The sequence below is a fragment of the Erythrobacter sp. A6_0 genome, from assembly GCF_017744235.1.
Lineage (GTDB): Bacteria > Pseudomonadota > Alphaproteobacteria > Sphingomonadales > Sphingomonadaceae > Qipengyuania.
Window position 1 is genome coordinate 45,079 of sequence record NZ_JAGHQR010000002.1, and the last position, 19,488, is coordinate 64,566.

Consider the following 19,488-nt stretch of genomic DNA (forward strand, 5'->3'; position numbering starts at 1 on the left):
GGCGCGTCCCCACCCATTTAGCGAGTACCGGAAGCCGCTTCCCTCATGGCGCTTCCGGCCGATGCGCGAAAGCGCATCTCCTCCCTGAACCTTGGCCACTCCGTGCTTCATGCACGGGGTGGTTTTTTGTTGGGGTGACGGCGCGCGAAACTCCTATTCCGCGGCGTGGCGGAAAATGTCGCCCGAACTCGTATTCGCGACCTGCGCCGCCAGCGCGCGCACCATCTGGCCGAGCAGGCGCGCCACGCCCATGAATCGCGGCCCGGCCTCTCGCATCTGTGCATCCAGATAGGTCGATCGGCAGATCTCGAGCTGCATCGCATGAATGCCTCTGCGCGGCGCGCCATGCCGGTCGAGCACATAGCCGCCCGAATAGGGCCGATTATGCGCCACCCGCCGTTCCGCCGCGCACAGGAACGTCAGCGCCGCCGCCGCCAGACCGTCGCCGCAGGACGATCCGAACCGGTCTCCGACTACGAATTCGGCCGCAGGCTCGCCCGGCCCGTCGGATTTGAGAGGCGGCATGGAATGCAGATCGATCAGCAGCACCGCGCCCCATTCGTCACGCACTCGTTCGAGAAGCAGGCCGAGCGCGGCGTGATAGGGTTTGTGGATCGAATCGATCCGCTCGTCGAGCTCCGCACGCTCAAGCGTGCCCTTCCAGATCTCGCCCATTCCGGGGAGCCGGCGCGGGACCAGCCCCAGCCCGGTGCGCGCGCGGCGATTGACCGCGCCGGTCGGATGGTTGGGTACGGTCCGCCCCCGGATCATCGACCAGTCGATATCGTCGGGCGAGCGATTGAGATCGATCATCGCGCGTGGGGCCTGCGCCATGATCAGCGGCGCGCCGGTCGCCTGCGCCACTTCCTGCGCCATGATGTCGATCAGCCGGTCTTCAAGCTTGAGCTTCGCGCGATCCGGCTCGCGCATGCTTTGCACGACCGCATCAGGGTAGCTGCGCCCTCCATGCGGCGCGCCGATGACTATGGGAACGGTCGCCGTTTCGCCGACCATCAGGCCGAACGCCGCATCATCGCTGCCGGGTATCCGCCCACCGCTCTGCAAAGGCGCGGTCGGACGCGGAAGGGATGGAGCTGGCATAGCCTAGGGATTTGGGCCGTCAGCGCTCTCCTGTCAAAGCGTTCGCATTGCGGACCCGGGATCGCCAGCGCATCGGCGGACGAAATAAGCGACCAGCGACCCGCCGCGCGCGATCAAGTGGCAAGATTTCTTAAGAGCTTGCTGGTATCACGCGCCCATGACCGAACCTCATCAGACCCGCATCCTTCTCGCGGAAGACGACGATGCCATGCGCACCTATCTGGAGCGTGCGCTGGAGAAAGCCGGCTACGCGGTCGATTCCGTCGATCGCGGCACGGCGGCCCTGCCTTTGCTCGAAACGAACCGCTACGACCTGCTCCTGTCGGACATCGTGATGCCCGAAATGGACGGAATCGAACTGGCGCAGCGCTGCAACGAGATCAGCGCCGATACGAAGGTGATGTTCATCACCGGCTTCGCCGCCGTCACCCTCAAGGCCAGCCGCGATCAGCCGCAGGCGCGCGTCCTGTCCAAGCCCTTCCACCTCAAGGATCTCGTCCTCGAAGTGGAGCGCGTTCTGGAAGACCGGATTTCCGCGTCGCTCTAGGCGATTGCGGGCAAGACAAATTGTGTCTTGCATGGGGCCGGGCCGCTCGCTAGATGGCCCGCCTGCGCAGCCTTCAGGGCTGGCGCGTAAGCGATGGTGCGGGCGTATAGCTCAGTGGTAGAGCACTATGTTGACATCGTAGGGGTCCCAAGTTCAATCCTTGGTACGCCCACCATCGTATGATTTAGGCGCATGACGCAGGAGCCCGCCCTTTGGCGGGCTTTTTCGTATCCGCACGCAGCACCGGGATCGTCGGCCTTTCCGGCGAGTTGACCGGATATGACGAAACTCTGCCTTTTCGGAGCGACCGGCGGCGTCGGCTCGCTGGTCGTCGACCAAGCCCTTGCGCGCGGGATCGCAGTGCGCGGCGCCGAACGCGAATGGCCCGACGATGCGATCAGCGACGAACGGCTGGAGCGCGTCACCGCCGATCTGCTCGAAGGCGATCTCGTATCGGTGATACAAGGCTGCGATGCCGTGATTTCCACCGTGGGTCCGGGCCGCGACCTGTCGACGCTCGCCGATCCGCCGCCGCTCTATTCGCGCGGCACACAGCGGATCGTCGAGGCCATGCGCGACACCGGCGTAAAACGCCTCGTAGTGATCAGCGCGGCCTTTGCCGATCGATCGGCGAGCGTTCCCGAATGGTTTCGCGCCGCTTCAGTGCCGCTCGCCAATCTGTTCGGGGACATGCGCAAAATGGAGCGCGTGCTGAGCGGTTCGGTCGATATCGACTGGACGGCGGCCCGCCCCGGCTGGCTGCTCGACGAACCGCTCAGCGGCGATCTCCAGGTGGCGGAGAACGATCTTCCCCCCGACAGCCTGCGCACACGCCGCGCCGATCTCGCGCAATTTCTGATCGATTGCGCGATGGGTGACGACTGGATCCACAACACCCCCTTCATCGCGCGCCCCGAAGCGAATTCGCTCGAGAGGCCCACTGCCCTCCTCGACGAATTCCTGCCGCACTAACGATTGCCGCTACGTCCGTGCGGCGCCCCGGTTGCGCACTGGCGCGGCTCTGCTAAAGCCCGCGCAAACCTTTTTCCGACATTCAAGAGACAGGGCCATCATGCAGAAAATTCAGGTCAAGAACCCGGTCGTCGAACTCGACGGCGACGAAATGACGAAGATCATCTGGGAGTGGATTCGCGAGCGGCTCATCCTCCCCTATCTCGATATCGACCTGAAATATTACGACCTGTCGATCGAAAGCCGCGATGCGACCGACGATCAGATCACCGTCGATGCCGCCAATGCGATCAAGGAATACGGCGTCGGCGTGAAATGCGCGACGATCACGCCCGACGAAGCCCGCGTCGAGGAATTCGACCTCAAGAAGATGTGGGTCAGCCCCAACGGCACCATCCGCAACATCCTTGGCGGCGTGGTCTTCCGCGAGCCGATCGTGATCGACAACGTGCCGCGCCTGGTTCCCGGCTGGACCGACCCCATCGTGGTCGGCCGCCACGCCTTCGGCGACCAATACCGCGCCAAGGACACGCTGATCCCCGGCGCGGGCAAGCTGCGCCTCGTCTTCGAAGGCGAGGATGGCGAGAAAATCGATCTCGACGTGTTCGAGTTCCAGCAGTCGGGCGTCGCCATGGCGATGTACAATCTCGACGAATCGATCCGCGATTTCGCGCGCGCCAGCTTCAATTACGGCCTCGATCGCGGATGGCCGGTGTATCTTTCGACCAAGAACACCATCCTCAAGAAGTACGATGGCCGCTTCAAGGACCTGTTCCAGGAAGTGTTCGACGCCGAATTCGCCGACAAGTTCAAGGCAGCGAACATCACTTACGAACACCGCCTGATCGACGACATGGTCGCCGCGGCGCTCAAGTGGAGCGGCAAGTTCGTCTGGGCCTGCAAGAACTATGACGGCGATGTGCAGTCGGACGTCGTAGCGCAGGGCTTCGGCTCGCTCGGCCTGATGACCAGCGTGCTGCTCTCGCCCGACGGCAAGACCGTGGAAGCCGAAGCCGCCCACGGCACCGTCACCCGCCACTATCGCCAGCACCAGGAAGGCAAGGCGACTTCGACCAATCCGATCGCCAGCATCTTCGCCTGGACGCGCGGCCTGATCTATCGCGGCAAGTTCGACGATACGCCCGATGTGGTGAAGTTCGCCGAGACGCTGGAGCGGGTCTGCATCCAGACGGTCGAAAACGGCCAAATGACCAAGGATCTCGCTTTGCTGATCGGTCCGGGCCAGAGCTGGCTCACCACCGAGCAGTTCTTCGAAGCTATCGTCACCAATCTCGAAAAAGAGATGACGAAAGCGGCTTGATCCGACTGTCCCTCCATCAGGAGGGACCGACTTACGAGGCCGGGCGTCACAACGTCCGGCCTGACTAGACGGTGCGGAGCGGCGGGGGGCGCTCCGCCCATTCACTCCCCTGAACGGGCGAAGGCTCCATGGCGAACAAACCCACCGCGAAAACTCCCACCAAGCGCAAGGCTGCGAAAAAGGACGAGGAGCGCGTCGGCAAGGCCCGCCTCGTCGTGCGCCGGGCGATGATCAAGGATATCCGCGGGATCGCCGCGCTGATCCGCCGCGTCTACACCGAGCTTCCGCCCTACAAGCAGAGCGAAATCCGCGGCCAGATCAACAATTTCCAGGAAGGCTGCTTCGTCGCCCTGCTCGATGACGAAGTGGTGGGCTATTGCGCCTCGATGCAATTGCCCGAGCCGGTGGCCTTCGCGCCGCACGATTGGGACGAGATCACCGGCAACGGATATGGCAGCCGTCACGATCCGACGGGGGACTGGCTATACGGGTACGAGATGTGCGTCGATCCCAAGGTGCGCGGGGTGCGCATCGGGCGCCGCCTTTACGAAGAGCGCCGCTCTCTGGCGGAAGAAAAAGACCTGACCGGCATCGTCTTCGGTGGGCGGATGCCGGGTTACGACCGCGCGCGCCGCCGCAAGACCGACAAGGTGGAAAGCCCCGAAGATTATCTCGAACGTCTGGTCGCCGGAAAGCTGCACGATCCGGTCTTGCGCTTCCAGCTCGCCAACGGGTTCGAACCGCGCGAAGTGATGCGCAAATATCTGCCCGAGGACAAGGCCTCGCGCGGGAACGCAGTGATGATGGTGTGGCGCAATCCCTATGTGGAGCGCGACCAGCCGGTGAAGAAGCGCCTGCCGCGCGGTGTCGAAGCGGTGCGGGTGGCGACCTGCCAGTTGCAGGCCCGCGCGGTCGCCGATTACGACGAATTCCTGCGCGCCATCCAGTATTTCGTCGGCGTCGCTTCGGACTACGAATCGGACTTCATCGTCTTCCCGGAACTGTTCACGCTTCAGCTGTTGAGCTTCGAGCCGGAAGAACTTTCGCCCGTCGCGGCGATCGAGCGTCTGTCCGAATACACGCCCCGCATCCGCGCCGACCTGTCCGAAATGGCGATGCGCTACAACATCAACATCATCGGCGGATCGCACCCGACCCGGATGGACGATGGCGACATTCACAACGTCGCCTATGTCTGCCTGCGCGACGGATCGGTGCATGAACAGGAAAAGATCCACCCCACGCCCAACGAGCGCTATTGGTGGAACATTCGCGGCGGCGACACGATCGACGTGATCCAGACCGATTGCGGCCCGATCGGCGTGCAGATCTGCTATGACAGCGAATTTCCCGAACTGAGCCGCAAGCTGGCCGACGAAGGCGCGCGGATCATCTTCGTGCCCTTCTGCACCGACAGCCGCCAGGGCTATCTGCGCGTGCGCTATTGCGGGCAGGCGCGGGCGATCGAAAACCAGTGCTTTGTGGTCCTGTCCGGCAATGTCGGCAACCTGCCCAACGTCGCCAATATGGACATCCAGTACGCGCAGAGCTGCATCCTGACGCCCTGCGACTTCCCCTTCGCGCGCGACGGGATCGCGGCGGAAGCCAGCGAGAATGTCGAGACGCTGACCATCAGCGACATCAATCTCGCCGATCTCAGCTGGGCGCGCGCCGAAGGCACTGTGCGCAATCTGGCGGATCGCCGGTTCGATCTCTACCGCATCGAGTGGGACGAGGACGGCACGCATCCGGGCAAGACCCGCCCGCGCGCCGAACCGCTCGGGCCGCAGACCGTCGGCGGGGGCTGAATCTCCCCGCCTCGCGCACCTTCGCGGGTCGCGCTTGAAAAATCTCGCAACCGCAGCACTGGCGCATTCGCGCCCTGCACTCTAGGATTGTCCCATGGCCGGCGAGATCGAAGCGACCCCGATGATATCCGACGCGCTGGTGATCCTCGGCGCGGCGGGGATCGTCATCCCGGTCTTCACCCGCTTCCGCATCACGCCCGTCATCGGTTTCATCCTGATCGGCATCGCGGTCGGCCCGTTCGGGCTGGGGCAGCTCGTGTACGAGCGACCGTGGCTCAGCCATATAACGATAACCGATCCCGAAGCGCTCGAACCTTTCGCGGAGTTCGGGATCATCTTGCTGCTGTTCACCATCGGGCTGGAACTCAGTTTCAAACGCCTGTGGCAGATGCGAAGACTGGTCTTCGGCCTCGGCGCGCTGGAACTGCTCGTCACCGGCGTGGTCCTCGCGATCTTCCTCGCCATGATCGGGCAATATTGGACCGGGGCGCTGGCGCTCGGCTTCGCGCTCGCCTTCTCCTCGACTGCGATCGTCCTGCCGATATCGGGCACGCATTCGCCCGTCGGACGCTCGGCGCTGTCGATGCTCCTGTTCGAGGATATCATGATCGTCCCGATCATTTTCATCCTCGGCGCCATGGCGCCCACCGCGCAGGCCGAAGGGTGGGAGGGATTGGTCGACACGCTGGTGATCGGCGGAGTGGTGATCGCGGTGCTGCTGATCGCAGGGCGGATCGCCCTGCCCCGCCTGTTCGCCCAGGCCGCGCGCACCAAGAGCCCGGAACTGTTCCTCGCCGCCAGCCTGCTCGTGGTGATCGGGGCCAGCCTTGCCACGGCGCTCGCGGGTCTTTCGCCCATCGTCGGCGCTCTGATTGCCGGCCTGCTGATCGCGGAAACCGAATATCACGGCGAGGTCGAATCGATCATCGAGCCGTTCAAGGGCCTCGCGCTGGGCATCTTCCTGATCACCGTGGGGATGAGCATCGATCTCGCCACGATCTGGGAAAATCTGGCCTCGATCGCCACAGCCGTGGTGGGCGTTCTGGTGTTCAAGGCGCTCGTCACCGGCATTCTCCTGCGCCTGATGGGGGCGCGCCGGTCCACCGCGGCGGAGACGGGTATCCTCATGGCGAGCCCTTCGGAAACCACCCTGATCGTTCTCGCTGCGGCCAGTTCCGCGCTGCTGATCCAGCCAGGCACGGCGCAATTCTGGCAGATCGTGACCGCGATCGGCCTGACGATCACGCCGGTGCTCGCTCTGGTAGGGCGCGCCATCGCCCGGCGGGTCGAACCCATGCCCGAATTGCCGCCCGAGGATGAAGGCGAGCCGCGCGTCATCATCATCGGCGCGGGCCGCGTGGGGCGCCTGATCGCGCGCATGCTGGAAACGCACGACAAACCCTATGTCGCGATCGATTCGAACGCCGATCTGATCGCCAGCGCCAAGCGACGCGGCTTCCGCGCGGCCTTCGGCGATGCGTCGCGCAGCGATGCGCTCGACAAATTGGGCATCGAAAGCGCGCTCGCCGTGGTCCTCACCATGGACGAGCCGGTGCTCGCCGCGCGGCTCGTATCGAAACTGCGCAAGGCCTATCCGCAATTGCTGATCGTCGCGCGCGCTCGCGATACCGGGCACGCAGCCGAACTCTATCGCTCGGGCGCCAGCCATGCCGTGCCCGAAACGCTCGAAAGCTCGCTACAATTGAGCGAGGCCGTCCTCGTCGATATCGGCGTGCCGATGGGTCCGGTGATCGCCTCCATCCACGAACAGCGCGACGAATACCGAGTGAAGATCGAGCAGGAAGGCGCGCTCAGCTATCGCCCCAAATTGCGCAGCAGCACGGCGAGCGACTGACGGGCAGGTGATGGGAGTGGCAGAGATGGGCCGCCCGATCGAGACCCGCGCAGATTGCGGGCGATGCGCGGCGCTGTGCTGCATCGCCTACCCTTCCGACGATATGCCCGGCTTTTCCGCATGCAAACAGGCTGGCGAACCCTGCCAAAAGCTGGCGGCGGATGGCCTATGCACGATCTATGAAGACAGGGCGGAACAGGGTTTTGCAGGCTGCATCCGGTACGAATGCTTCGGGGCAGGCCAGCACGTGGTCGAAACGCTCTTCGGCGGGACCGACTGGCGCGACGAGCCCGGCCTTCTTACGCCGATGGTCGAGACCTTTCTGGCGATGCGACCGGTCAGCGACCTGCTGTTCCTCGCTCGCCGTGCCCAAACGCTAGGCGCCGGCGAGCGAGCCGGTCCCGTCATCGCTCACCTCGAATCCATCGCGGCCAGTCGCGAAAGTCTGAAGGAGGCCGACGGACTGGCAGCCTGCGAGCGGCAGCTGAAAACCATCTATGCCAGCCTGCGGCAAGGCTCCCTTACCGAGAATATGTGAACGATCGGCGCGCTCATGCATTGGAAGGGAAAGGAGAATTTCAGATGAGCAATCCCGATCCCACCAAGCCGACTCCGAACGACGAGAAGTTCAAGCCGCAGAATGTGCAGGATCCGTTGAAGAGCAAGGCCAAGGTCGATCAGGGCCGCGGCCAGCCCGGCGATACCGGCGGCAACGATCTCGAACAGGGTAGCAGCGGCGTCACGAAGAAGACGCCCGGCGCCTGATCCGATCGCGACAGACTTAATTGAGAACCGCCCGTATCCAATCCGATGCGGGCGGTTTTCTTATGCGGAAACCAGTGCGTCGCGTACCGCCTGGATGGCGGCATCGGCCTGCGAGCCGTCCGGCCCACCACCTTGTGCCATATCAGGCCGCCCACCGCCGCCCTTACCGCCAAGAGCGGAGACGCCGAGGCGCACGAGATCGACGGCGCTGAAGCGACCGGTCAGATCGTCGGTAACCGCGACGGCGAAGGCAGCCTTGCCTTCGTTAACGGCGCATGCCGCCGCCACGCCCGATCCCATGCGGGTCTTCGCGTCGTCTAGCAGGGGCCGCAATTCCTTGGGGTCGAGCCCTTCGATGACCTGACCGGAAAAGGTCACCCCTCCAACATCCTCGTCCGCGGCCTGCGCCGGGCCGGCCCCGCCGCCCCCACCCAGCGCAAGAGCGCGCTTGGCTTCGGCCAATTCCTTTTCGAGCCGCTTGCGCTCATCGACCAGCGCCGCCACGCGCGCGGCGGCATCGTCGGGCGCGGTCTTCAGCGCGGAGGCGATCGCTTTCACCGCCTCGTCCCGCGCCAGAAGCCAGCGGCGCGCCGCATCGCCGGTCAGCGCCTCGATCCGCCGCACGCCGGAACTCACCGCGCTGTCCGACACGATGTGGAACAGGCCGATATCGCCCGTCGCCTCGACATGGGTGCCGCCGCACAATTCGACCGAGAAATTGCGGCTGCCATCGGGTTTGCGGCCCATCGAGAGCACGCGCACCTCGTCGCCGTATTTCTCGCCGAACAGCGCGAGCGCGCCTGCCGCCACGGCATCGTCCGGCGTCATGAGCCGGGTCGAAACCTGCTCGTTGGCGCGGATTTCCGCATTCACTTCGGATTCGACTTCCGCAATTTCCTCTGTGCTCAGCGGCTTGGGATGCGAGAAATCGAAGCGGAAGCGATCGTCCGCCACCAGCGAGCCCTTCTGCGTCACATGCTCTCCCAGCGTGTTGCGCAGGGCCGCGTGGACGAGGTGCGTCGCGGAGTGGTTCGCGCGGATACGGTCGCGCCGTTCGGCATCGATGGCGAGATGAACCGCATCGCCCACCTTCACCTCACCCTTTACCACCGCGCCCACATGGGCGTGCAGGCGGCCAAGCGGCTTGTTCGTCGTTTCGACGGCGAATTCGAGGCCCTCCGGCGTCCAGATGCGGCCCGCATCCCCGGTCTGCCCGCCGCTTTCGCCATAGAACGGCGTCTGGTTGGTCAGCACGATCACCTGATCGCCTGCGACCGCACGCTCGATCTCCGCGCCATCCTTCACGATCGCGACCACCGCCGCCTCGCCCGTGGTCGAACTGTAGCCGGTAAATTCGGTCGAACCCTCGCGTTCGGCGATGTCGAACCAGACCTCGTCGCTCGCCGCTTCGCCCGAACCCTTCCACGCGGCGCGCGCGGCGGCCTTCTGCTGCGCCATCGCAGTGTCGAAGCCTTCGCGATCGACACCGATGCCCCGGCTGCGCAACGCGTCTTCGGTGAGGTCGTAGGGAAACCCATAAGTGTCGTAGAGCTTGAACGCGGTCTCGCCCGGCAGCGTGCCGCCCTCGCCCAGATCGCCCGTTTCTTCGTCGAGCAGACGCAACCCCTTGTCGAGCGTGCGGCGGAATTGCGTTTCCTCGCGCTCGAGAACCTCCTGGATCAGCGCCTGTCCGCGCACGAGTTCGGGATAGGCCGCACCCATCTCGCTCACCAGTTCGGGCACGAGGCGGTGCATCAGCGGCTTGTCCGCGCCGAGCAGATGCGCGTGCCGCATCGCGCGGCGCATGATCCGGCGCAGGACGTATCCGCGCCCTTCGTTCGACGGCAGCACGCCATCCGCCAGCAGGAAGCTGGTGGAACGCAGATGGTCTGCGATCACGCGATGGCTGGCCGTGCGCTCGCCCTCGGCCCTCACGCCAGTCAGCCCCTCGCTCGCCGCGATAAGGGCCTTGAACGTATCGGTATCGTAATTGTCGTGGACGCCCTGCATCACCGCCGCGACGCGCTCGATCCCCATCCCGGTGTCGATGCTGGGCTTGGGCAGATCGCCGACGATCTCGTCTGCTTCCTGCGTGAACTGCATGAAGACGAGGTTCCAGATCTCGACGAAGCGATCGCCGTCTTCCTCCGGCGATCCGGGAGGGCCGCCCCAGATGTGATCGCCGTGATCGTAGAAGATCTCCGAACACGGTCCGCACGGCCCATCCGAACCCATCGCCCAAAAATTGTCCTTGGTCGGAATGCGGATGATCTTCTCATCCGCAAAGCCGGTGAGCTTCTTCCACAGGTCGAACGCTTCGTCGTCCGTGTGATAGACGGTGACCAGCAGGCGCTCGGGATCGAGGCCCCATTCCTTGGTCAGCAGCGTCCATGCGTGGTGGATCGCCTGTTCCTTGAAATAATCGCCGAAGCTGAAATTGCCCAGCATTTCGAAGAATGTGTGGTGCCGTGCGGTGTAGCCGACATTGTCGAGATCGTTATGCTTGCCGCCGGCGCGCACGCATTTCTGCGCGCTTGTCGCGCGCGGCGCGGGCGGGCTTTCGAGGCCGGTGAACGAATTCTTGAACGGCACCATCCCCGCGTTGACGAACATCAAGGTGGGATCGCTGAAGGGGACGAGCGGCGCGGAGGCGACTTCCTTGTGCCCCTGACCGGCGAAATAATCGAGGAAGGAGCGGCGGATGTCGTTGGTCGAAGTCATGCCCGGCAGTTAGGCAATCGGACGGCTAGCGACAAGCCGGGAATGGCATGCGCCGAACGGAGTTGGTCATCCCGCGTTTGCGGTGACGATCCAGGTCGCCGCGGGGAGCACGATCCTGTCCTGCTCGCGATGATCCGCGAGCATGGCGCGCAGATTCGCGACGGCCCGCTCGCGCGCCGCCCCGTCGAGAGCGGCTATGGCGCTGGCGGCCGGGCCGATCCGCAGGAAATAGGCCACCGCCTCTTCGACTGCGCCCTCGCCTTCGCCTGCAATCATGGCGTAATCGACAGGTTCGAAGGCGATGTCTTTCCAGCCCGCATCGCGGAGGATCACGCTCACCCGATCTTCGTTGCCGAAGGCGAACGGTCCGGGCGCATGCGGATCGGGCTTGGAGAGCGGCTCCGGCAGAATGCCTTGCAACAATTCAGCCCAGCCATTCGCGTTTCGTTCGCGGAAGCAGGAGAAGCGGAGCAGGGCGTTTGTGGAAGCTAGTAAGCGAAGATGCGCAAAAGCGGCGACTGGATGATCGAAGAACATGACCCCGTGGCGCGAGATCAGGAGATCTGGCGCGATTGCCGCCTTGTCGAGATGCCAGGTGGCAGCATCGGCATGATGAAAGGCGACATTCGGTAATTCCGCAGCGCGTTCTCGGGCGATGGCGAGAAGATCGGACGAGATATCGAGTCCGGTGATTGCAGCATTGGGATTGCGGGTCGCGAGAGCGATCGAAATCTCGCCTGCACCGCAGCCGATATCGAGCGCATGCGAGAAGCTGCTTAGAGCGGTGGGATCAAGCAGGCGATCGGTCAGCTCGCCGAAGCTGCGATCGGTGCGCTGCCATTCTTTGGCCCACACGCCGCCGACGCGGCCAGTCCACTCACCAGCGCCGGTCATGGCCTCACCATACGAAATAGGGGCCGCCGCGTTCGCGGGCACGCTGCCAGCCCGGGCGGGCGTGAACCGCTTCCACGAAGCGCGCGAGTTTCGGTGCGCGGTCGGCATAGCCCTGCATCACGGCGATTTCGGCCGGGAAGCTCATCATTACATCGGCGGCGGACCAATCCTCGCCGACGAAATGGAGATCGTCGGATATCCGGCTTTCCGCATAGTCGATATGCGCCACGAGCTGCTCTTCGATGCGAGGCATAAGCGGCGCTGCGGCCTCGCCAAGGCGCCCGGCATAGATTTTGAGCATGACGGGAACGAAGAAGCTGCTTTCGCCGAACTGCATCCATTCAAGATGATCGATATGCGCATCGCTGGTGGGATCGGGAAGCCAGCTCTGCCCGCCATGCCGCTCGCACAGATACTGGATGATCGCCCCGCTTTCCGCGACGCTGCGCCCCGCATCCTCGATCAGGGGCGATTTGCCGAGCGGATGCGCCTGCTTCAATTCTGGCGGCGCGAGATTGGTGGTGGCATCGCGCTGGTAGGATACGATCTCGTATTCAGCTCCGAGTTCTTCCAGCAGCCAGAGAATGCGCTGCGAACGACTGTTGTTGAGATGGTGGACGGTGATGGTCATGCGCGCGCTCCCGAAAGCTGGTTCGCATGTCATGTAGTCGAGAGAAAGCGTGATGGCCAATGAGCTGGGGCAAGCCGGATACGCGAGAGACGAAGCCTGCGGCCTGAAACGCGAAAAGCCGGCGCTGCGAGGGACTTTTTGGACAGCCCTCGCCAGCACCGGCTTTCCGCGTTTTCGGATGCCTTTTTCGGGACTCGGCCTGTAGGTAGGAAGGCCGCGGCACCCGCTTGAGAAGATGGGTCTTAGTCCTCCGCGTCAGGACCGGTCATCATCTCCTCGGCGACTTCGTCGGTTTTGCCGCGAATGGCGGCTTCCAACCGGTCGCAAACGTCGGAATGCTCTTTAAGATAGTTCTTCGCGTTCTCGCGGCCCTGGCCGATGCGGATGCTGTCATAGCTGAACCAGGAGCCCGACTTTTCGACAATGCCCGCCTTGACGCCGAGATCGAGGATCTCGCCGATCTTGGAGATGCCTTCGCCATACATGATGTCGAATTCGACCTGCTTGAACGGCGGGGCAACCTTGTTCTTGACCACTTTCACGCGAGTCGAATTGCCGATGATATCGTCCCGGTCCTTGATCTGACCGGTGCGGCGGATGTCGAGACGGACCGAAGCGTAGAACTTCAGCGCGTTGCCGCCCGTCGTCGTCTCCGGATTGCCGTACATGACGCCGATCTTCATGCGCAGCTGGTTGATGAAGATCACCATGCACTTCGAGCGGTTGATCGAGCCGGTGAGCTTGCGCAGCGATTGCGACATCAGGCGCGCCTGGAGGCCGACATGGCTGTCGCCCATCTCGCCTTCGATTTCCGCGCGCGGAACCAGCGCGGCGACCGAATCGACCACCAGCACGTCGATCGCATTGGAGCGCACCAGCGTGTCCACAATCTCCAGCGCCTGTTCGCCGGTATCGGGCTGCGACACGATAAGCTCGTCGATGTCGACGCCCAGCTTGCGGGCATAGACCGGGTCGAGCGCGTGTTCCGCATCGACGAAGGCGACGGTGCCGCCCTGCTTCTGCGCTTCAGCCAAAACGTGCAGCGCCAGCGTGGTCTTGCCCGAGCTTTCCGGCCCGTACACTTCGATCACGCGGCCCTTAGGCAGGCCGCCCACGCCCAATGCGATGTCGAGACCGAGCGATCCGGTGGAGATCGACTCCACATTCATCGCTTCCTTCTGACCCAGCTTCATCGCCGAGCCTTTGCCGAACGCGCGATCGATCTGCGCGAGCGCGGCGTCGAGTGCCTTTTGACGGTCCACGGATTTTTCCTTGCTGTCCACGAGCTTCAGACTGGCCGCCATGACATGTCCCTTCCTATCTGCCTAGAGCCGCGATCGACTCTTCAACCGAAGCGGTATGTACCACTTCTGTTCCAGAGAACAAGAGGGGAACGAAAAGAATCTTTGTGCAGCGCCCTTCGCGGCGTTCGCAAACGCCGACCCGTCAGGCCTTTTCGCGCTTGCGCTTCTGCAGGCTCAGCACGTCGGCCACCTTGGCGTTGATCTGCTGGACGCTGAACGGTTTGGGGATGAAGTGCATGTTTTCGATATCGATTTCGTTGCGCAGATGCTCTTCGGCGTATCCCGACATGAAGAGGATCGGGATGTCCGGCTGCACGCGGCGGATCGCCCGCGCCATGGCGGGGCCGTCCATCACCGGCATGACCACGTCCGACACGACGAGATCGAATTGTTCGCCAGAATTGGCGACGATGCCCAGCCCGATCTCGCCGTCGCTGGCCGTCGTGACGGCATAGCCTGCGCGCGTGAGCGCCCGTTCCGCCACGGCGCGGACCGTATCCTCGTCCTCCACCAGAAGCAGTTTGCCGCCTGCCGACCATTCGCTGGCCTTTTCGCTTTCGTCGCGGCGCGGCTTGGCTGCGCGCGGCATCTCGCCGCGATGGACGGGCAGATACATGGTGAAGCGCGCGCCTACCGGATTGCCGCCCGGTCCCTGGACATTGTCCGCGAAGATGAAGCCGTTCGACTGCTTCACGATCCCGTAGACCGTCGACAGGCCCAACCCGGTGCCCTTGCCCTGTTCCTTGGTGGTGAAGAACGGTTCGAAGATCTTGTTGATCACGTCACGCGGGATGCCGCCACCCGTGTCCTGTACGATCAGGACGGTGTAATCGTCGGCGGGCATGATATCGATGCCCATTTTCCGCACGTCGCGCGCCGAAACCCGCCTTGTTGCCAGCGTCAGGCGGCCCTTCCAGTCGTTGGGCGCATTCTGGCCGTAGGAATGCATCGCGTCGCGCGCATTCACGGCCAGATTGATGATGACCTGTTCCAATTGCTGCGGATCGGCGCGCACCGGGCCCAGCTCGCGATCGTGACGGATCGAATATTCGATCTTGTCGCCCATCAGCCGCTTGAGGAGCTGACTGACCTCGCTCACCACATCCGGCAATTGCAACACGACCGGCCGCAAGGTCTGCTGGCGGCTGAAGGCGAGCAATTGCCGCGTGAGGCTGGCGGCGCGGTTGGAATTGGCCTTGATCTGCTGGATGTCGTCGTAATCGCTGTCGCCGGGCGTATGGCGCAGCAGCATGAGGTCGCAATAGCCGATGATCGCGGTCAGCACGTTGTTGAAATCGTGCGCGACCCCGCCCGCCAGCTGGCCGACCGCCTGCATCTTGGTGGCCTGCGCGACCTGACGGCGCAGGCGCTTCTCCTCGGTCGAATCGCTCAAGGATAACAGCACCGCCGCATCGCCCAGCCCGCGGACTCCCGCAAGGCCCAGCGAGATCGGCTCCTCCTTGTCGCCCGCCAGCCTTACGGCCATGTCCCCGCTTGCCGCAGAACCGCGCGCGAAACGGCGCACTGTGTCCGACAGCACGCCCTTGTCTTCGCGGACGACGAGATCGGACGGGTATTGCGGTAACCCCTGCTGCTCGCGCTCCACCGCGCGCAGGAATGCCTTGTTGGCGAACAGGAAACGCCCGTCGCGATCGGTCAGCGCGAGGCCGAGCGGCAGGGCCGACAGCAGCGCTTCCAACTGGGGGATCGCGGCCGACTGGGCGCCATCGGGCCGGTTGCCGATACCGACCTGCCCGTCGATCAAAACCATGGTGGACGGCGCAGGCGGCTGCCCCTGCTGGCGTGATTTGCGATCCGGCTCCAATGAAACCTGGACGAGCGTCTGCGGAGTGCCCTGCTGGCCTTCGCGGGCGAAGAAGATTCGGTCGCGATCGTCGGTACGCAGCAACTGGACGAACTCGCTGCCCCTCAGATCCGCATCGGGCGTACCCATCGCCCGGGTCGCCATGCCCGGCGTATGGGCCATCACCACGCCATCGCTCGCCACCAGGGCGACTTCGAGGCCGGCGCGCGACATCATATAGCCGAACGGTCCGGAAATCCGCTCCGCCACACCGTCATAGCTGTTGGCGACCACCATTTCGGTAAACCGCCAGACGAGATAGTCCTCACCCCGGCCGCTGCGCTCGACTTCCAGTTTATAATTCTTGCCGGAAGCGGCGAAGGTCAGATCTTCCGCGGTCCCGACACCGTCCCGCCACGCGCCCCGGGCAGCGCCGGTCAGCCTGTCGCGATCGGATTCGTCGAAACCCAGCTCCGGAGGCGCAGCCTCGCCACCGAACCACTGGTCGTAACACGTGTTGGAGCATACGACGCGATTGGCCCGATCGGTAATCGCGATGGCGCGCCGACGATTCTCTATCGCGGCATGCGTGACCGACCAGTCCGGCTGGCCGTGGCCGTCTTGCTCTGCCGCGCCTCGCAAACCGTTCGTCAGAAGCAGCGCCAGGATCAGCACGAGAAGGCCACCGGCATAGGCCGCGGCGACCAGCATCGAGCCTCCGACCAGCCAGATCAGAATGGCGGACAGCAGCGCCGCGCCCAGCAATCCCGCCATCAACGGCAAGGGGGGCAAGCGGTCGGACCCATCGGCGAAGCGTGTGATCATGCCTCGCCCTGTGTCGGTTCGCTGCCCACCGCTTCGCCCTTCAGCGGATCGCAGCGCTGAGCCATGTCGCGAAGGCGGTTTGTGCGCTTGCGCGCCACCATCAGGCGCCAGATCAGGCTGGCCATCAGATACCCGATCGCAGCGCTAACGATCGCCAGCACCACGAAGCCGAAAGCGGTCACGCCGGCCAGTTCGAACCAGCCCGCCAGCGCGCCGCCATCATGCGCGATCTCGCGCGCCGCATCCCCGCCGACGGCATTGTCGAGATTGAGAACGAAGGCCCCCGTGCGGTTGGCCATCACTGCCCAGAAGGGGAAGGTGAAGGGATTGGTCACGAAGGTCACCAGCGCGGCGAGCGGCACGTTGGCGCGCGAGGGCAAGGCCAAAAATGCGGCAAGAAAGATCTGCCCCAGCGGCACGATGAAGGCCGCGAACAGGCCCAGAGCCACGCCGCGCGGGACCGAGCGACGCGTGAAGCGCCATAATTCCGGGCTGAGGAAACGATGCGCGATCGGCGACAGCCAGCGATTTTCGGCCATCTCCTCGCGCGAGGGCATGTATTTGCGGATCAGGTCCGCCATGAAAGTCTTGGAGCGTCGGTCGCTCAACCCCGTTCTCGCATCAGGCGAGCCTTGTCGCGCTTCCAGTCGCGATCCTTGACCGCCTCGCGCTTGTCGTGCGCCTGCTTGCCCTTAGCCAGCGCCAGTTCCACCTTCGCGCGCCCGGTCGAATTGAAATAGACCGACAGCGGCACCAGCGTCATCCCCTTGCGCTCGACCGCGCCGAACATGCGCTCGATCTCGCGCGAATGGAGTAGCAGTTTGCGCGGGCGGCGCGGTTCGTGGTTGAGGCGGTTGCCGTGCGAATATTCGGGGATGTTGGCATTGATCAGCCACACCTGCCCGTCGCGCACCTCGGCATAGCTTTCCTTGATGCTCGCCTCGCCGGCGCGCAGGGCTTTCACCTCGGTCCCCTGCAAAGCGAGGCCGGCTTCGTAAGTGTCCTCGATATGATAATCGAACTTCGCGCGCCGATTGTCGGCGGCGACGCGTTGCTTGTCGAAGGTGGTCGGTTTGGGGCGGGCCATATGGGGGCCGCAGATAGGCTTTCGAAGGGCTTACGCCAAGGGGGCCTTACGCGTTTCCGACGACGAAACAGGCTGCTGCGACCAGCGCGCCCGTCCAACGGTTGGAGCGGAAGCGGGCCAGCGGGTTGTCGGGATCGCTCTCGTCCAGCGTCGCGATCTGCCACGCCAGATGCCCCGCCGCCGGAATCAGCGCCAGCAGCGCGATCCAGTCCGCGCGGTAGAGCCAGAAGGCAAGCGCCCAGAGCGCCATCGCGCCCCCATAGCACAGCGCCACGCCGCCCTTCACGAAACCGCCCATCCTCAGCGCGCTCGACCTGATGCCGACCAGCGCATCGTCCTCGCGGTCCTGCAGCGCATAGATCGTGTCGTATCCGATCACCCAAAGCGCCGATCCGATATACATGGCGGCAAGCGCGTCCCAATTATCGGCCCGCAATTGGGTCCAGCCGACGAGCAGCCCCCAGGTGAAGACCAGCCCGAGCCAGGCCTGCGGCCACCAGGTAATGCGTTTCATGAAAGGATAAGCGGCGACCAGCGCCAGGCTCGCCAGAGCGACGATCTGCGCGAGGGCCCGCAATTGCAGCAACACGGCCAGGCCGACAAGGCAGAGCGCCAGCAGCCAGGCCCACGCCCGCTTTTTCGATACTCTGCCGCTCGCCACCGGACGGCTGGCCGTGCGCGCCACCTTCCGGTCCAGATCGGCGTCGACGATGTCGTTATAGACGCAGCCTGCCCCACGCATCGCGATCGCGCCGAGCAGCAGCCAGCCGAGCAGCGCGACCTGCCAGCCCGCCCCCGCCAGCCAGACGCCCCAGACACACGGCCAGAACAGGAGCCACCAGCCGATCGGCCGATCGAAACGCGCCAGCATCGCGAGGTCGCGCAAATTCTGCGGCAGGCGCGCGACAAGACCGCGATGCTCGCTATCGGGAACGATGTCGGAATTGCTGGCTGGCATGGCTTGCCTCCTACTGTCCGCATCGCCAACAGGAAAGCCATGCCCGCCACGCACGATCCGAAAACCCCCGCCTGGCCTCCCCGCAGCGCGCCGCGCCTCTTCGTCGCGGACGAGCTGGATATGGGCAGCATAATCGCGATCGAGGGCAATCAGGCGCATTACCTCTCGCGTGTCATGCGCGTGGGCGAAGGCGATATCGTGATCCTGTGCGACGACATCACCGGCGAATGGGCCGCGCGCATTTCCTCGGTCGGAAAACGGCGGATCGAGGCGGAGGCGGTTGAGCGGTTGCGCGCGCGCGAGGCGGTGCCCGATTTCTGGCTCTGCCCGGCGCTGGTCAAGAAGGATCGCTTCGATCTGATCCTCGAAAAGGCGACCGAACTCGGCGTGGCGCGAATCCGTCCGGTGACGACTCGCCGCGCCGTGGTGGACAAGCTCAACGCAGAGCGGGCGCGAACCGTCACGGTCGAGGCTGCCGAGCAATGCGCGCGCACTGCTCTGCCCGTGGTGGACGCGCCCGAAAAACTCGACGCCTTGCTGCGCGACTGGCCGCAGGACCGCACCCTTTATTTTGCGGACGAGACGGGCGGCGAACCCGCCTCCGCCGCTTTCGCGCGGTACAAGGTGCCTGCCGCCTTATTAATCGGACCGGAAGGCGGCTTCGACGATGCGGAGCGCGCGGCCATTCGCGCTCTGCCGCAGGCGGTACCGATCGGATTGGGGCCGCGTATTCTGCGCGCGGAAACGGCGGCAATCGCGGCAACCGCGATGTGGATGGCAGTGGCAGGCGACTGGGCCGCGTAAACGGGCGCGACGAAGCCATCGCAGCGCCCCTCTTGCTCCGGACACTCCACTTCCCCCCTTCCCTCGCTCCGATAGGTTGCGTAACGCCACC

At 64.4% G+C, this 19,488-nt stretch carries 17 protein-coding genes and 1 tRNA gene; 9 read left to right on the plus strand and 9 right to left on the minus strand.

All coding sequences use genetic code 11. The features are described 5' to 3' along the window. Positions 1-153 precede the first annotated feature (153 nt). Complete coding sequence (locus J7347_RS05905) at positions 154-1,101, minus strand: N-formylglutamate amidohydrolase (protein ID WP_209161307.1); 948 nt, start codon at positions 1,099-1,101, stop codon at positions 154-156. A 157-nt stretch (positions 1,102-1,258) separates the two neighbouring features. Here J7347_RS05905 and J7347_RS05910 point away from each other — a divergent pair, with 157 nt between their 5' ends. From J7347_RS05910 to J7347_RS05945, 8 genes are all read left to right on the plus strand, one after another. After that, complete coding sequence (locus tag J7347_RS05910) at positions 1,259-1,648, plus strand: response regulator (protein WP_067681799.1); 390 nt, start codon at positions 1,259-1,261, stop codon at positions 1,646-1,648. Positions 1,649-1,748: 100 nt separating this feature from the next. Further along, positions 1,749-1,823 (plus strand) — tRNA-Val (locus J7347_RS05915). Positions 1,824-1,927: 104 nt separating this feature from the next. Further along, on the plus strand, positions 1,928-2,620 hold the full coding sequence (locus J7347_RS05920; RefSeq protein WP_209161308.1) for an NAD(P)H-binding protein: 693 nt from the start codon (positions 1,928-1,930) through the stop codon (positions 2,618-2,620). 100 nt (positions 2,621-2,720) lie between these two features. Further along, positions 2,721-3,941, plus strand: a complete 1,221-nt coding sequence (locus tag J7347_RS05925; protein WP_209161309.1) for an NADP-dependent isocitrate dehydrogenase — start codon at positions 2,721-2,723, stop codon at positions 3,939-3,941. Positions 3,942-4,168: 227 nt separating this feature from the next. Beyond that, positions 4,169-5,749 (plus strand): bifunctional GNAT family N-acetyltransferase/carbon-nitrogen hydrolase family protein, encoded by a 1,581-nt coding sequence (locus J7347_RS05930; RefSeq protein ID WP_233999336.1) that lies wholly within the window; start codon positions 4,169-4,171, stop codon positions 5,747-5,749. A gap of 94 nt (positions 5,750-5,843) precedes the next feature. After that, the gene (locus J7347_RS05935) at positions 5,844-7,604 is read left to right on the plus strand and encodes a cation:proton antiporter (protein ID WP_067681814.1); all 1,761 of its coding nucleotides are present in this window, start codon (positions 5,844-5,846) and stop codon (positions 7,602-7,604) included. A 10-nt stretch (positions 7,605-7,614) separates the two neighbouring features. Further along, a complete protein-coding gene (locus tag J7347_RS05940; RefSeq protein ID WP_209161310.1) occupies positions 7,615-8,142 on the plus strand; it encodes a hypothetical protein in 528 nt (175 codons plus the stop codon). 44 nt (positions 8,143-8,186) lie between these two features. Further along, positions 8,187-8,369 carry a hypothetical protein gene (locus J7347_RS05945; protein WP_209161311.1) on the plus strand — a complete coding sequence of 61 codons (183 nt, stop codon included), beginning with the start codon at positions 8,187-8,189 and terminating at the stop codon, positions 8,367-8,369. 60 nt (positions 8,370-8,429) lie between these two features. Here the strand turns inward: J7347_RS05945 and alaS are convergent, their stop codons facing one another. From alaS to ubiA, 8 genes are all read right to left on the minus strand, one after another. Beyond that, on the minus strand, positions 8,430-11,090 hold the full coding sequence (gene alaS, locus J7347_RS05950; protein WP_209161312.1) for an alanine--tRNA ligase: 2,661 nt from the start codon (positions 11,088-11,090) through the stop codon (positions 8,430-8,432). A gap of 66 nt (positions 11,091-11,156) precedes the next feature. Beyond that, positions 11,157-11,984 (minus strand): class I SAM-dependent methyltransferase, encoded by an 828-nt coding sequence (locus tag J7347_RS05955; RefSeq protein WP_209161313.1) that lies wholly within the window; start codon positions 11,982-11,984, stop codon positions 11,157-11,159. Positions 11,985-11,988: 4 nt separating this feature from the next. After that, the gene (locus tag J7347_RS05960; protein WP_209161314.1) at positions 11,989-12,615 is read right to left on the minus strand and encodes a glutathione S-transferase; all 627 of its coding nucleotides are present in this window, start codon (positions 12,613-12,615) and stop codon (positions 11,989-11,991) included. A 242-nt stretch (positions 12,616-12,857) separates the two neighbouring features. Continuing rightward, positions 12,858-13,919 carry a recombinase RecA gene (gene recA / locus J7347_RS05965; protein WP_209161315.1) on the minus strand — a complete coding sequence of 354 codons (1,062 nt, stop codon included), beginning with the start codon at positions 13,917-13,919 and terminating at the stop codon, positions 12,858-12,860. A gap of 142 nt (positions 13,920-14,061) precedes the next feature. Further along, positions 14,062-16,548 (minus strand): response regulator, encoded by a 2,487-nt coding sequence (locus J7347_RS05970; RefSeq protein WP_209161316.1) that lies wholly within the window; start codon positions 16,546-16,548, stop codon positions 14,062-14,064. Then, complete coding sequence (locus J7347_RS05975) at positions 16,545-17,156, minus strand: DUF2062 domain-containing protein (RefSeq protein WP_245173886.1); 612 nt, start codon at positions 17,154-17,156, stop codon at positions 16,545-16,547. The genes J7347_RS05970 and J7347_RS05975 overlap by 4 nt, the downstream gene beginning before the upstream one ends. Beyond that, complete coding sequence (smpB, locus tag J7347_RS05980) at positions 17,153-17,635, minus strand: SsrA-binding protein SmpB (RefSeq protein ID WP_067681833.1); 483 nt, start codon at positions 17,633-17,635, stop codon at positions 17,153-17,155. The genes J7347_RS05975 and smpB overlap by 4 nt, the downstream gene beginning before the upstream one ends. Before the next feature lie 46 nt (positions 17,636-17,681). Further along, positions 17,682-18,593, minus strand: a complete 912-nt coding sequence (ubiA, locus tag J7347_RS05985) for a 4-hydroxybenzoate octaprenyltransferase (RefSeq protein ID WP_209161317.1) — start codon at positions 18,591-18,593, stop codon at positions 17,682-17,684. Between the two features lie 39 nt (positions 18,594-18,632). On the opposite strand from ubiA, the gene J7347_RS05990 reads away from it, so the two are divergent. Next, entirely contained in the window at positions 18,633-19,397 is a 765-nt protein-coding gene (locus J7347_RS05990; protein ID WP_209161318.1) for a 16S rRNA (uracil(1498)-N(3))-methyltransferase, read from the plus strand. Positions 19,398-19,488 lie beyond the last annotated feature (91 nt).

What these genes read in the sequence shown, in the direction of transcription:
- J7347_RS05905 (WP_209161307.1), bottom strand. Translation starts at nt 1,101, where the DNA reads ATGCCAGCTCCATCCCTTCCGCGTCCGACCGCGCCTTTGCAGAGCGGT.
- J7347_RS05910 (WP_067681799.1), top strand. Translation starts at nt 1,259, where the DNA reads ATGACCGAACCTCATCAGACCCGCATCCTTCTCGCGGAAGACGACGAT.
- J7347_RS05920 (WP_209161308.1), top strand. Translation starts at nt 1,928, where the DNA reads ATGACGAAACTCTGCCTTTTCGGAGCGACCGGCGGCGTCGGCTCGCTG.
- J7347_RS05925 (WP_209161309.1), top strand. Translation starts at nt 2,721, where the DNA reads ATGCAGAAAATTCAGGTCAAGAACCCGGTCGTCGAACTCGACGGCGAC.
- J7347_RS05930 (WP_233999336.1), top strand. Translation starts at nt 4,169, where the DNA reads ATGATCAAGGATATCCGCGGGATCGCCGCGCTGATCCGCCGCGTCTAC.
- J7347_RS05935 (WP_067681814.1), top strand. Translation starts at nt 5,844, where the DNA reads ATGGCCGGCGAGATCGAAGCGACCCCGATGATATCCGACGCGCTGGTG.
- J7347_RS05940 (WP_209161310.1), top strand. Translation starts at nt 7,615, where the DNA reads ATGGGAGTGGCAGAGATGGGCCGCCCGATCGAGACCCGCGCAGATTGC.
- J7347_RS05945 (WP_209161311.1), top strand. Translation starts at nt 8,187, where the DNA reads ATGAGCAATCCCGATCCCACCAAGCCGACTCCGAACGACGAGAAGTTC.
- alaS (WP_209161312.1), bottom strand. Translation starts at nt 11,090, where the DNA reads ATGACTTCGACCAACGACATCCGCCGCTCCTTCCTCGATTATTTCGCC.
- J7347_RS05955 (WP_209161313.1), bottom strand. Translation starts at nt 11,984, where the DNA reads ATGACCGGCGCTGGTGAGTGGACTGGCCGCGTCGGCGGCGTGTGGGCC.
- J7347_RS05960 (WP_209161314.1), bottom strand. Translation starts at nt 12,615, where the DNA reads ATGACCATCACCGTCCACCATCTCAACAACAGTCGTTCGCAGCGCATT.
- recA (WP_209161315.1), bottom strand. Translation starts at nt 13,919, where the DNA reads ATGGCGGCCAGTCTGAAGCTCGTGGACAGCAAGGAAAAATCCGTGGAC.
- J7347_RS05970 (WP_209161316.1), bottom strand. Translation starts at nt 16,548, where the DNA reads ATGATCACACGCTTCGCCGATGGGTCCGACCGCTTGCCCCCCTTGCCG.
- smpB (WP_067681833.1), bottom strand. Translation starts at nt 17,635, where the DNA reads ATGGCCCGCCCCAAACCGACCACCTTCGACAAGCAACGCGTCGCCGCC.
- ubiA (WP_209161317.1), bottom strand. Translation starts at nt 18,593, where the DNA reads ATGCCAGCCAGCAATTCCGACATCGTTCCCGATAGCGAGCATCGCGGT.
- J7347_RS05990 (WP_209161318.1), top strand. Translation starts at nt 18,633, where the DNA reads ATGCCCGCCACGCACGATCCGAAAACCCCCGCCTGGCCTCCCCGCAGC.